General features: G+C 36.7%; 10 protein-coding genes. 3 read left to right on the top strand and 7 right to left on the bottom strand.

Features of this window, described 5'->3' with window-relative positions:
• The first annotated feature begins 98 nt into the window (after nt 1-98).
• Nucleotides 99-1196 (top strand): BamA/TamA family outer membrane protein, encoded by a 1098-nt coding sequence (locus EO766_RS01530; RefSeq protein WP_218058146.1) that lies wholly within the window; start codon nt 99-101, stop codon nt 1194-1196.
• Between the two features lies 1 nt (nt 1197).
• On the opposite strand, the gene EO766_RS01525 is transcribed toward EO766_RS01530, so the two are convergent.
• The 6 genes from EO766_RS01525 to pfkA all read right to left on the bottom strand — a co-directional run bounded on the left by EO766_RS01525 (nt 1198) and on the right by pfkA (nt 10089).
• A complete protein-coding gene (locus EO766_RS01525; RefSeq protein WP_074418418.1) occupies nt 1198-1851 on the bottom strand; it encodes a phosphatase PAP2-related protein in 654 nt (217 codons plus the stop codon).
• Between the two features lie 27 nt (nt 1852-1878).
• A complete protein-coding gene (nagB, locus tag EO766_RS01520) occupies nt 1879-3816 on the bottom strand; it encodes a glucosamine-6-phosphate deaminase (protein ID WP_287100642.1) in 1938 nt (645 codons plus the stop codon).
• 83 nt (nt 3817-3899) lie between these two features.
• Complete coding sequence (locus tag EO766_RS01515) at nt 3900-5555, bottom strand: beta-N-acetylhexosaminidase (RefSeq protein ID WP_074421266.1); 1656 nt, start codon at nt 5553-5555, stop codon at nt 3900-3902.
• Between the two features lie 78 nt (nt 5556-5633).
• The gene (locus EO766_RS01510; protein ID WP_074421265.1) at nt 5634-7490 is read right to left on the bottom strand and encodes a CocE/NonD family hydrolase; all 1857 of its coding nucleotides are present in this window, start codon (nt 7488-7490) and stop codon (nt 5634-5636) included.
• Nucleotides 7491-7576: 86 nt separating this feature from the next.
• Nucleotides 7577-9070 carry a pyruvate kinase gene (gene pyk / locus EO766_RS01505; RefSeq protein ID WP_218331007.1) on the bottom strand — a complete coding sequence of 498 codons (1494 nt, stop codon included), beginning with the start codon at nt 9068-9070 and terminating at the stop codon, nt 7577-7579.
• Nucleotides 9071-9099: 29 nt separating this feature from the next.
• Nucleotides 9100-10089 carry a 6-phosphofructokinase gene (gene pfkA, locus EO766_RS01500; protein ID WP_218331008.1) on the bottom strand — a complete coding sequence of 330 codons (990 nt, stop codon included), beginning with the start codon at nt 10087-10089 and terminating at the stop codon, nt 9100-9102.
• A 356-nt stretch (nt 10090-10445) separates the two neighbouring features.
• Here pfkA and EO766_RS01495 point away from each other — a divergent pair, with 356 nt between their 5' ends.
• Together EO766_RS01495 and EO766_RS01490 are read left to right on the top strand one after the other, a co-directional pair.
• The gene (locus tag EO766_RS01495) at nt 10446-11348 is read left to right on the top strand and encodes an SDR family oxidoreductase (protein WP_287100641.1); all 903 of its coding nucleotides are present in this window, start codon (nt 10446-10448) and stop codon (nt 11346-11348) included.
• A gap of 115 nt (nt 11349-11463) precedes the next feature.
• On the top strand, nt 11464-12261 hold the full coding sequence (locus EO766_RS01490; RefSeq protein WP_218331010.1) for a CHAD domain-containing protein: 798 nt from the start codon (nt 11464-11466) through the stop codon (nt 12259-12261).
• A gap of 7 nt (nt 12262-12268) precedes the next feature.
• On the opposite strand, the gene ctlX is transcribed toward EO766_RS01490, so the two are convergent.
• Entirely contained in the window at nt 12269-13189 is a 921-nt protein-coding gene (gene ctlX / locus EO766_RS01485; RefSeq protein WP_287100640.1) for a citrulline utilization hydrolase CtlX, read from the bottom strand.
• Between the last annotated feature and the right edge of the window lie 3 nt (nt 13190-13192).

Raw genomic sequence — 13192 nt, 5'->3', positions numbered from 1 at the left:
TAAACATTACGTGAACTAAAAGTAAATTAAATCTTTCAATTTAGCATCCCTTTCGTGTTTTACATCGTTTTTACCTATATTTTTGGGTACTAACCCATATGTTGAAGATAGCTTACTTACTGTTTTTTTTATTTTTTGTGCTGATGAATGGCTACTCATTTGCGCAAACGTTTAAAAAAGATACCCTTCCTCCAAAAAAAATATTGTATTTCCCGGTTATTGCAAAATCAATTGAAACTAATTGGTCATTTGGACTGGCCGGTTCGGCAACTTTCCGTTTATCTAAATCTGATACCACTTCCCGAACATCTAATATACAGTCGGTTGTGTTGTATTCACTAAAAAAACAATTTATTACAGCAATCAATGGTGCTGAATATTTTAAGAATGAAAAATATATTTTGAATGAACAAATTTCGTATAGTTCTTTTCCTGATAAATTTTGGGGTATTGGTAATACAACACCAGATTCTATAGTGGAGCATTATAGTTTTCAACAGTATTATTTATACTTGCATTTATTGCGGAATTTAGGGCACCATTTTTTTGGTGGGGTGTTGTATGAAATGCAACATGTTTATAAAATTAATTATATAACTGGTGGTTTATTTGATCAGGAAAATATTGCAGGCCGATCAGGGTATTTTGTTTCTGGCCTGGGATTAAGTTTAACGTATGATGACAGAAATGATGCATTTGCGCCGGATAAAGGCAATTTTGCACAGATCTATTTTAATCATTTTGATCCTTTAATCGGTTCCTCTTTTAATTATACCAACTTAGTAGTTGATCTACGCAAATTTTTAAGGATTTACCGAAAACAGGTATTGGCATTACAGGGATTTAGTTTTTCTAATATTGGCGCTGAAGTGCCATTAAGAAGTTTGGCCTCGTTAGGTGGTGCCAATAGCATGCGTGGTTATTATGGCGGCAGGTACAGAGACAAACAGGCTTTTGTTTTGCAGGCTGAATACAGAGTACCTATTTATAAAAGTGTAGGTATTGCTTTATTTGGTAGCAGTGGTGAAGTGGGGCATGCAATAGATGATTTTGCTTTAAACGGATTGAAGTATGCTTATGGTGCAGGTTTGCGAATACGATTAACCAAAAAAGAAAAACTAAATCTTCGTTTAGATTATGGCATAGGGCAGGGTAATAATCAGGGATTTTATTTACAGTTAGGAGAAGCCTTTTAAATTAAGCGGCATGAGGATAGGATACAGCAGGCGCAACCCATGCTTTGGCAATTACAAATACAGCATATGCAAATAGTGGTGCAGAAATTACATCTATGGTGTAATGTATATGTTGTATTAAAACCAATATGCCAATTGCAATTGTTGAAAGTAATGCCGCCAGTTTTAAATTTTTATTTTTAAAGCAAAGAAACATTAGAAATTGTGTAGATGTATGCCCTGAATAAAATAAATCTTTAGTCACGAAGCCTCCACCATAAAATCTATTACTTATAGGGTCTACCAACGGAATTAAATCATTAGGCGGGTTTAGCGGCACAAAATAAATGGTCAATAACCTGGAAATGGTTAAAAAAATAAATGACCATAAAAACAAAATGAAAATATTCGGATCTATGAGGGCATTCCGAATAAGCATTCCTGCCATAATCCAGATGATAATAAAAATGGGAGTGGATACATTCATGGGGGCAAAATGATTCACCAGCCAATCATTTAACTGAAACCCATCTCTGTTTTCAATATTTTGAAAATAAAAAGGCAGGATAACCAGTAAAATAATCAGTAAAAGCACACCGCTAATTAATTTCGATTTGAAATAGTGTTGTTGCCATGCACTTTTCCATTGCTGGTGCAGTATTTTTTTCTCATGCATCACCGGTGCAAGATAGCAGATATTTTTTTAATAGTGCCATCTTACGAATGCTTCCATTGCTGCATATTGTGTAAGCCCAAGGCTGGCATACAGTTGCGCAGTGGTAGCATTTCTGTCTTCAGCCCTTTGCCAAAATTCTCTGCTATCACTTCCCTGAAAAGGCACCATGTCTTTTTGTGATTGATGAATAAAAATACCAAAACGTTTTTTCATGACCTGATCGGGACTCATAGGTATGGCCATTTCTATTTCAGAAATATCCCATTCCTGCCAGGCACCTTTGTACAACCATAACCAGCAGTATTCAATCCATTTTTCGCCTGAAGCTTTAATTCGTTTCAAACTTTCTAATACAATATCTAAACAAACTTTATGAGTGCCGTGTGGATCGGCTAAATCGCCGGCACAATACACCTGATGGGGCTTTAATTTTTGTAAAAGTTCAATAGTAATTTCAATATCTTTTTCTGTATAGGGATTTTTTTCTATGGTACCTGTTTCATAAAATGGCAGGTTCATAAAATGAGCATTTGAATCGCCAATACCTACATATCGGCAGGTAGCACGGGCTTCGCATCTTCTTATCAATCCTTTAATGGCCCTAATTTCAGGTGTATCAATTTCATTTTTTTTCTTGGAGGCTAAAAATCTTTTAGCTTCTGAGAGTATTTGTTCGCTTTTTTTATTGTCAATACCAAATTGTTCTTCGAAGCCTACGGCAAAATCTAAAAACCGTGTTACAAATTCATCGGTTACGGCAATATTTCCGCTGGTTTGGTAACCCACATGCACATCGTGTCCCTGATCGTGCAGGCGCATAAAAGTGCCACCCATGCTAATAATATCATCATCGGGATGAGGAGAAAAAATTAAACATGTTTTAGGATATGGCTTACTTCTTTCTGGATGCCCCGGAATAGCGGCATTGGGTTTTCCACCAGGCCATCCTGTAATGCTATCGCGTAGCATATAATAGACTTGCAAATTAATATCGTAAGCATCTCCTTTTTCAACCAATAAATCACTCAGGCCATTTTCATTATAATCATGTGTTGTTAAACTTAAAACAGGTTTGTTCAATTTTAAAGCCATGTTTACAACTGCCCGTTTAATCATATTCGGAGTCCATTCAATCTCACCCGTTAACCATGGTGATTTTATCCTGGTAAGTTCGGCTGCTGCACTTTGGTCAATCACAAAGGTGCAATCGTTGTGCTGTTGTAAAATACTGGCAGGGATTTGTTCTGTTACGGCACCTTCCACGCTTTTAGCAATAATGGGCGCTTTTAAGCCCCATGCCATTAATAATATTTTTTTTGCTTTTAAAATTGTGCCGATACCCATGGTAATGGCCATACGAGGTACTTCTGATATATTTTGAAATTCGTATGCATTATTAATACGGGTTGAATTATCTAATGATACCAACCTGGTTTTAGAAAAAATACTGGAGCCGGGTTCATTAAAACCAATATGTCCATTGGTACCAATTCCTAAAATTTGCAAATCAATACCACCGGCATCTTCTATCATTTGTTCGTATATTTCGCAGGCTTTTTTTGTTGCTTCTTTCGATAGTTCGCCATTGGGTAAATGGATATTTTCCGGTAAAATATCAATGTGGTTAAATAAGTGTCGATGCATATAGCTCCAATAGCTTTGCCGGGCATCTCGCTCAATGGGATAATATTCATCTAAATTGAATGTAATTACATTTTTAAAACTAAGCCCTTCATTCCGATGCATATTCACCAAGTGTGTATATAACCGTAATGGCGTTGATCCGGTGGCCAATCCCAGCACACAGGTTTCATTTTTGGCTTGTTTTGCTTTAATCAAAGCGGCAATTTCGCGGGCAACAAATAAAGAGCCATCATTAGAACTATCGAAAATTTTTACAGGAATTTTTTCAAAACTGTCAATTAAATCAATGTCTAATTTGTGTGGTTTGACTGGTGCGGACATAACAAAATAGTTTGCGTTTTTTTGCAGGTTAAAAGTACAACTCTTTATTTAAAAATGGATAATAATGGCAAACGTTTGCGTTTTTAATTACTTGAATTTGCATTTTGATTCCATTTTTCGTTGAAATGAACTTGCCATAGCTGATAGCGTTTGGTATCTTTTATTAATTTATTTTCAAAATTGTTCCAATTCTTTTTATTGGCAGGACTCCAAAGCACTTCACTCAAAGCACTCATCCGCGGTAATATCATGTATTCAACTTTTGTGGGATATTGCATGTATTCTGTCCAAACATTGCCTTGTGCACCCAAAACATATTTTGCTTCATCCGCACTTAATTCTTTGGGAACGGGTTCATAACTGTATACTTTTTGAACAGGGGTATAGCCTCCAATGGTAAGTGAATCTTCCTGCTTATTGGGGCTGTGGTCAAAATAACACCATGCACCGGGTGTCATAATTACATTGTGTTTTTGTTGGGCAGCTTCAATACCTCCTTTTTCGCCACGCCAACTCATTACCGTGGCATTGGGGGCAAGGCCGCCTTCTAAAATTTCATCCCAACCAATAATTTGCCGGCCTTTGCTGTTAATATATTTTTCAATGCGCTGAATAAAATAGCTCTGTAATTCATGTTCATCTTTTATTCCTTTTTCCTTCATCAGTTGCTGGCAAAATGGCGATGCTTTCCAATAGTTTTTGGGACATTCATCACCGCCAATATGAATATATTTTGAAGGAAATAATTCCATTATTTCATCTAATACATTTTCCAGAAAATGAAAGGTGTAATCACTCGGACAAAATACATCATCAAACACACCCCAGCTTTGTTGTACTTGTTTGCCGGTGGTATCGCCACTCCATAAATTTTTGTTTTTGGGTGTAGGCGTATTTTTGTCGGGAAAGCAACTTAACTCAGGATAAGCAGCTATGGCAGCAGATGCATGCCCGGGCATTTCAATTTCGGGTATTACTGTAATAAAACGATCGGCAGCATATTGTACTACTTCTTTAATTTGTTCCTGGGTATAATAATCACCATATTTTAAACCATCATTTGCTGTACCCGGCGCATGGCCAATAATGGTACCGTTGCGATATGCACCTACAGAAGTTAGTTTAGGATATTGTTTAATTTCTATTCTCCAACCTTGGTCTTCGGTTAAATGCCAGTGGAAGGTGTTCATTTTGTACAACGCAATTAAATCAATGTATTCTTTAATAAAATCAACCGAAAAAAAGTGTCGTCCTACATCTAAATGCATTCCTCTGTATGTAAAACGTGGTTGGTCTTCAATATTCACTGCAGCAATATTGAGTTGGTTTGCGGTAGCATTTACCGGTAATAATTGAATTAAAGTTTGAATGCCATAAAAACTGCCTGCGTAGCTATTGCCTGAAATATCAATACCCGATGGCTTTGATTGGAATGAATAAAACTCAGGATTATTGGGTGCTTTGATGAATTTTTTTGTATGGATGGTAATACTGCCGGGTGTGGGATGTTCTTTTATCTGTAATTGAAAATGATAATATTTTTTCAGGTATTGATTGAAAAAATTTGCAGCATGTAAATCGCCTTTATCAGAAACTACCAAAGCCGTTTTTGGGGTAATGGTAAAAATGCCTTTTTGAACGGTGAGTTTTACAGGTTCCGGTATAATGCGAATGTTTGCATTTTGGGCTACAAGCATTTTTGTGGCGAAAAGCAGAAACAGATATAATGTTTTTTTCATGATGGGTTGTTTATAAAAATTGTAATGATGTATTCAATTGGATAGTATGGATGAATAGCATATTATCGTCTTCAATTGTTATTTAAAATTGGGTAAAATAGGAAGCTGTACATACGAATCGTGATGAAAGACTCGAATGGTTGCTTTTTTAAAGTCGCTGTTTTTTGCGTGGTATATGTCAATAAATTGTTGTGGGTTTCTATCTGCCAAAGGAAACCAACTGCTTTGTACCTGTATCATTATTTTATGACCTTTTTTAAAAGTGTGTGCAACATCGGGCATTGTGTATTGCACAATAGTGGGTACGTTAGGTATAAAAGCCTCCGGTTTTTCGAAACTGTTTCTGTATCTGCCACGCATAATTTCACCACGAACCAGCATTTCATATCCGCCCATTGGGTAGGTTTGGTGTATGGTATAACTAAAATCTTCCGGAAAAGCATCAATTAATTTTACCACAAAATCGGCATCGGTAGTTGAAATACTTACTTTTAAATGTGCCATAAGCGGCCCTGCAAGTGTTATGTCTTCTTCTAACGGTGGTGTTTCATATACCAAAACATCCGGCCTTGTGGCGGCAAAACGCTGATCATCATCCATATATTCCCTGGTTCTGTATTCATGTATACCGGCAGTATACGGTACCGGCCTTGCGGGATCACTGATGTATTCATCATAACTAATGGCTTTTTCTTTTTTAGATAAAAAAGAGAGCACTCCATTTTTTTCTAAATAAACAGGTTGTGGTTGTGTGTTATCGGGTGGCCAAGCATTGAAACGGTGCCACTCATTTGCGCCACTAAAAAATATATTGGCTTCTGCAATACTATCAACTGTTCCAATTCCTTTTAAGTAATAATTAAAATACGGAATTTCAATATGCTGTGCATACCAGTCTGCCGTATTGCTATTAAAATAAATATTTCCTAAATGTGTGCCATTACCGCTTGCCCATTGGCCATGATACCATGGGCCTATCACTAATTTGTTATTGTTTTTTGCATTGCTTTCAATGGCTTTGTATAAATTCCATGCACCAAAACAATCTTCTGCATCAAATAATCCACCCACCACCAATGATGCTGTTCCGGGTAAAATATGTTGCATAAAATTCCGATCATTACGTTCCTGCCACCAGGCATTGTAGTTGGGGTGATTCATCAAATCATTCCAAAATGCAATACTATCGCCCAATAAACGGGTTAAATTGGGTAATGCGCCGGTGGTAAGATAAAACCTGTAATTATCTTTGATTGGGTAATTAAAAGCAGTTGGACCAACGGTAGTGGGTTTAGGTCGCGGTTTCCCAAACGATGAGTAAAAAGCAAATGCATCCATGGCAAAGAATGCACCATTATGGTGAAAATCATCCCCCATAAACCAATCGGTAACCGGTGCCTGCGGACTTACTGCCTTCAATGCAGGGTGATTACTTAATGCAGCCATAGCGGTATAAAAGCCGGGATAAGAAATGCCAAATACGCCTATGTTACCATTGTTATTGTTTATGTTGTGTATTAACCAGTCAATGGTATCATAGGTGTCTGATGCTTCGTCAATATCTGTTTTATTTTTTTTATTGGGTAGATAGGGACGAATATTTACAAATTCTCCTTCGCTCATCCAGCGTCCTCTAACATCCTGTATCACCATGATAAAATTTTCTTTTAAATAGGTTTTATAATGGTTACGCCAAAATTTTCTAAATTCATTTTCGCCATAAGGGGCACAAGAGTAGGGGGTGCGTGTCATTAAAATGGGATGTTTTTCTGAAACATCTTTTGGAATATAAACAGATGTAAATAATTTAACACCATCCCGCATAGGAATGTACACTTCTTTTTTGATGTAGTTTTGTACAATCCAGGCAGAATCAGTGTTTTGTGCAATAGAAATGATGGGGATCAGGAAGAGTAAGCAAAAAAAATTTCGCATGGCAGTTTATTTTGTTGAGCGTTATGAAAATAAAAAAGATTCTTCATTTGAAGAATCTTTTTTTATGAAAAACGAATGATTTGCTATTAATCAATTTTTGTAACTTTTAATACGTTGGTAGGCAAATGTTTATCAACAGGTGTACTTCCTGTATTTACTACCACATCATTTGGTTTTATGAAACCACGTTGTTTTAAAATATTAATTTGATCGAAGATAATATCATCCAAACTTTCTTCTTCATCATAGTGAAAAGCCCTGACACCCCAGCTTAAACTTAATTGGTTCACCAAAGTTTTTTCTTTTGTAAAAATATACAATGGTGCTCTGGGTCTGTAACTGCTCAACATGAAGGCAGTGTAACCACTTTGCGTCATACCAATCAATGCCTGTGCATTTACATCTTCTGCCATTTTACAGGCATTGTAACAAACGGCATCACTTAAAAAGGAAGGAGAGTGGGGCTGTGGTTTTAAATCTTCTTCGCGGTTATATCTGTATTCCGTATTTTCTACTTCTGTAATAATTTTACGCATGGTTTCCACCACCAATTGCGGGTGATTACCTGTTGCGGTTTCACCGCTTAACATTACTGCATCGGCACCTTCTAAAACAGCGTTGGCAACATCTGTAATTTCACTGCGGTTGGGTTTTACCCTGTCCATCATACTTTCCATCATTTGTGTTGCAACAATAACGGGCTTGGCTCTGTGTATGCATTTGCGAATAATATCGCGTTGTGCCATCGGTACTTTTTCAACCGGTAATTCAACACCTAAATCGCCCCTGGCCACCATAATACCATCTGATTCAATAATAATATTTCTTAAATCAACCAAAGCGGAGGGCATTTCAATTTTTGCCATCACTTTAATTTTGCTTTTCTTTTCCTGCACTCTTCTTTTCAGGTCAATAATATCTTCTGCTTTTCTTACAAATGAAAGGGCTATCCAGTCTAATTCATTGTCAACAATAAATTCAAAATCGGTAATATCTTTTTCCGTCATGGAAGGAAGGGATATTTTCGTATCGGGAAGATTGACGCCTTTTTTGGGTAATAATATTCCGCCATAAGTTACTTTTACTTTTACATCGCCGGAAGCAGTGATGGAATCTACTACCACTTCCAACTTGCCATCATCAATTAAAATTTTATTGCCAATCTCCACATCATTGTGCAGATTGGGATACGATACATAAATTTTTTCTTTTGTACCTACTACTTTTTCTTTTGAAGTAAAAGTGAGTATATCGCCCGGATTAATTTGCAGCGAACCATTTTCAATTTCGCCTACGCGTAATTTAGGGCCTTGCAAATCGCCTAAAATGGAAATGTTATAAGGTTGTGTTGCATTAATTTTTCTGATATATTGAATAATTTCGAGTTTATCTTCATGTGTGCCATGAGAAAAGTTAAGCCGAAAAATGTTAACACCTGATTTAACGAGGCCCAACAATTTATCATAAGTATTACAGGCGGGGCCAACTGTTGCAACAATTTTGGTTCTGTGATAAGCGTGTTCAATACCTGCTTCTTTGTTCATTTCTGAGTATAGGTACTTGTCAATGTTTTTAGACATATAGTTGGTTTGTTTGCTTTGCTAAATAATTAAGATGCAAGAATTTTTACAATTTTCATCCATTCCTGCCCAATAGCCTGCCTTTCTTTTACGGCCATATCTAATGGGGTATAATGAATTTTATTATTGATAACACCCACCATTACATTATGCCTGCCAATTAACAAACTTTCTACAGCATAATAGCCCATGTGGCTGGCTACCAGTCTGTCGTGACAGCTTGGAGCGCCCCCGCGCTGAATATGCCCCAGAATACATACCCTGGTATCGGCGTTGGGCACTCTTTCTTTAATTACTTTGGCAATTTCTTCTGCACCGCCAAATTCTTCACCTTCCGCCACAACAATTAAATTTACTAATTTTTTCCGTTTTTCTTTTTCTGTTAATGAATGTATGAGTTCTTCAATATCAGTTTTAGTTTCGGGAATTAAAATATTTTCTGCACCGGTTGCAATTCCGCTGTGTAAAGCAATGTAACCCGCATCACGGCCCATTACTTCTACAATAAATAAACGGTCGTGTGCATCCATTGTATCTCTTATTTTATCAATGGCATCCACAGCAGTATTTACGGCAGTATCGAAACCAATGGTATAATCAGTACCTGCCATATCTTTATCAATAGTGCCGGGTATACCTATGCAGGGAATATCGAATTCGTTGGCAAAACGTTGCGCGCCTCTAAAACTTCCATCTCCTCCAATAATCACCAGTCCATCAATGCCATATTTTTTTAAATTGGTATAAGCCCTCTTTCTGCCTTCGGTTTCAAAAAAATCTTTGCTTCTGGCTGTTTTTAAAATGGTGCCGCCACGTTGAATGATATTGGCAACACTTCTGCTGTTCATGGGTATAATATCATCTTCCAACATACCATTATACCCCCGCATAATACCAAATACTTCCAGGCCATAATATAAGCCCGTTCTAACAACAGCTCTAATGGCTGCGTTCATACCGGGGGCATCACCACCCGATGTTAATACACCTATTTTCGTAACTTTTTTCTTGTCTGTCATTTTTAATTAAAAAATTATCGGCTATCAATGGTTTTGTTAATAATTTTTAAAGCACAAGGCTTTTTATTTTGAAGGTGCAAAAGTAAGCAATTACCGGTATACCACCATTTAGCCCCGGGGTATTAAATTTTTCTTTATCAAAACATAATGGCAAATTGGTTTGTATGGCATATTTGCTGTATCATTTGATTTTTGTCAAATTAATTGATATACATATCCAATTATGGGTTAAGAAGTGTTTCTATGTGTAGAATATGAATACGTTGGAGGATATACTGTCGTTAAAAATATTTCTTTCAAAATGATGCAATAGCAGAAAATAGTTTCATCCATGTATTAATTTTGTAGTATTGGTGATGAAAATTTTAATTACCGGTGCCAACGGTTTTATTGGTGCACATTTCATTCAATATTGTTTACAACACAAATTAAATTTTGTGGCTACAGGAACTAAGCCTGTTTGTAGTATTGATATACCGAATGATTATGCCACGATGGATATTACCAATAGAAAAAATATTCGGAAAGTATTGGAGCAATATCAGCCCAATGTGATATTGCATGCTGCAGCCATGAGTAAGCCGGATGAATGCCAATTGAATCAGGAAGCCTGTCTGCAGGTAAATTTGTTGGGAACACATCACCTTTTAATGGAGGCAGCAAACCTGAATCAGGCTGTACATTTCATATTTATATCAACCGATTTTATGTTCGGGGGTAATGGGCCTAATGCGGAAGAAGATGTAAAGCAACCACTTAATTTTTATGGTGCTTCAAAATTAATGGCGGAATTATGTTTATTGCAAACATCCCAACCGGTTACAGTAGTGCGGCCGAGTTTTGTTTTTGGCCCGGAAATAAAAGGTGTGAGAAAAGATTTTTTGCATCAGGTGTATGATAAAATTCAACAGCAGGAAGTGTTTCCAATTGTAAACGACCAGTACCGCACTCCAACATTCATTGTAGATTTTTGTAAAGGCTTGCATCAAATTATAGACACTGGTTCAACAGGTACATTTCATTTGTCCGGCAGTACCTACATTACGCCTTACCAAATGGCAGTTACAATGGCAGACATACTGCAATTGCCTAAACATACCCTGAAAGCCGTAACAGCAAATGATTTTCCTGAACCGGTAAAGCGAGCAAAACAAGGTGGATTAAACATTCAAAAAGCAGAAAAAATATTGGGTTATACTACTACTGATTTTGAAACAGCCATCCGGTTGAGTTTTGAAAAACAGGTTTCATACCAGTAAAATGATGCTGTTTGATAAGTTCAAGCCATAAAATATGCAGGAATGAAACCGTTGTTGTAAATTTATGTGCCAATGTAATAACTATTTTATTACATAAAAGTGGTATTCAATTTTTATGGCATCGCCATTTCAAAAATATTATGCACTCAGGGTAAAGAATGTTTTCAACAATCTTTATGAGGTAGAATTAACTGCCAGCAGCACTGCACTGCATGATATGCGGATTGAATTGAAGAAATTCAAAACCATTTTACATTTTTTAAAAACAGTTTATCCCAGGCACCGCATCAAAAAAGCAGCGAAATTAGTGGCTTCTGTTTTTGATGAAGCCGGGGTATTACGTGAAACACAATTGTTGCAACAATGGCTGCAGCAGCATAAAATGAACGAATTAGAAACCATGTTGGGGTTACAAGGTTCTTTATTGTATTCGCAACATATTTTTTTACAACATATACCCAAACACAAACAAGCCCTGCAAAAGGTGATTGATATTTGTGGCCCTTTGGTTGAGGAAACCAATGCGCTTTTACCCGAACAATACATGCAAAAATTGAAAATTGAAATTCAAGAACAGTTGAAAAAAAATTTAACGATAGAAGAGTGGCACGACTTCAGAAAAAAAATTAAACGTTGGATGAATGCTATTCGATGGGTGGCTATTGAAGGGGATGATTTTGAAGAAGCGCATTTTCCTTATTTTAATAATTTGCAAGAAGCAATCGGCAATTGGCACGACCTTATTATTATACAAGATTACTTTGTTGCATTACAGGCACAGAAATCAATTGACAAACAATTGCAGCAACAATTAAGTGCCGCACAACTCACATTATTATCGGGTTTGCAATACCGCGAAAAGCAGGTTAAGCACCTGCTGCAAATGCCGGTGCAACCTGCTCAGCTAAAATAGTTGTTATTTATTGTGTCTGTTGAACTGGTAAAAACACTTCTGCCAGCATACATCTGGCGCTGCCACCGCCATTTGTTTCAATAGTATTTAAGCTGGAATGAATGATGCGATTATAATTTTCTAAAATTTTTATTTGGTCAGCAGTTAAACTTTCATAGGCCTGTGTTGACATAATCAGCAGTTTTTCGCCCCTATTGTTTTGCACCTGTAACATATTGCCGGCAAAATGTTCCATTTGATGGAAGCTAATGAGGATAATGCTTTTATCCGTTTTATGAATGGCATCACGCACTAATTTTTTTTCATTTTCATCCGTAATACTTTCCATGCAAACCACAACAAATTGATCTGCCACACACATCATTACATTGGTATGGTAAATGGGCAAACCATTTCGATCGTTTGCGTGAAAAGCAACTGTTGTAAAACCGGTTTTTTCAGCAAAATTGTTTAATGCACTCATGTGGGTTCTGGGCGATAAACAGGCATAAGCAATTTTATGATCACGATCTAAAACCATACTGCCTGTGCCTTCCAAAAATTGATGGTTGGCTTCTAATGCAGTTAAATCAATTTTATTTTGAATCCTGAATTTTTTTTCAATGGCTTTCAATACATGTGGTTTCCGCTCGGCACGCCGGTTAACTGCAAACATGGGATATAAAATAATGTTTCCATCTTCATGAAAAGATATCCAGTTGTTCGGGAAAATTGAATCTGGTGTATACGGTTCGGGGGTATCTTCTACAATGGTAACATCTACACCATTGGCCTGTAATTTTTGTGCAAAAGCATCAAATTCACGGGCTGCCATTTCTGCTACATTATTGTTGGTATCATTTTGCTGAAAAGCATTATTCACGGCAGTTTGTTCATTAAATGAAAACTTAACCGGACGTATCATTAATAAATGGGAAGTGTTTTGCATAAC

Source organism: Hydrotalea sp. AMD (genome assembly GCF_004100315.1).
Taxonomy (GTDB): domain Bacteria; phylum Bacteroidota; class Bacteroidia; order Chitinophagales; family Chitinophagaceae; genus Hydrotalea; species Hydrotalea flava.
Note: the sequence above shows the minus strand (reverse complement) of the source record. Positions and strands in the feature narration are given on the sequence as shown.

Coding starts and splice junctions, on each gene's coding strand:
- EO766_RS01530 (WP_218058146.1), top strand. CDS start 99: ATGTTGAAGATAGCTTACTTACTGTTTTTTTTATTTTTTGTGCTGATG.
- EO766_RS01525 (WP_074418418.1), bottom strand. CDS start 1,851: ATGCATGAGAAAAAAATACTGCACCAGCAATGGAAAAGTGCATGGCAA.
- nagB (WP_287100642.1), bottom strand. CDS start 3,816: ATGTCCGCACCAGTCAAACCACACAAATTAGACATTGATTTAATTGAC.
- EO766_RS01515 (WP_074421266.1), bottom strand. CDS start 5,555: ATGAAAAAAACATTATATCTGTTTCTGCTTTTCGCCACAAAAATGCTT.
- EO766_RS01510 (WP_074421265.1), bottom strand. CDS start 7,490: ATGCGAAATTTTTTTTGCTTACTCTTCCTGATCCCCATCATTTCTATT.
- pyk (WP_218331007.1), bottom strand. CDS start 9,070: ATGTCTAAAAACATTGACAAGTACCTATACTCAGAAATGAACAAAGAA.
- pfkA (WP_218331008.1), bottom strand. CDS start 10,089: ATGACAGACAAGAAAAAAGTTACGAAAATAGGTGTATTAACATCGGGT.
- EO766_RS01495 (WP_287100641.1), top strand. CDS start 10,446: ATGAAAATTTTAATTACCGGTGCCAACGGTTTTATTGGTGCACATTTC.
- EO766_RS01490 (WP_218331010.1), top strand. CDS start 11,464: ATGGCATCGCCATTTCAAAAATATTATGCACTCAGGGTAAAGAATGTT.
- ctlX (WP_287100640.1), bottom strand. CDS start 13,189: ATGCAAAACACTTCCCATTTATTAATGATACGTCCGGTTAAGTTTTCA.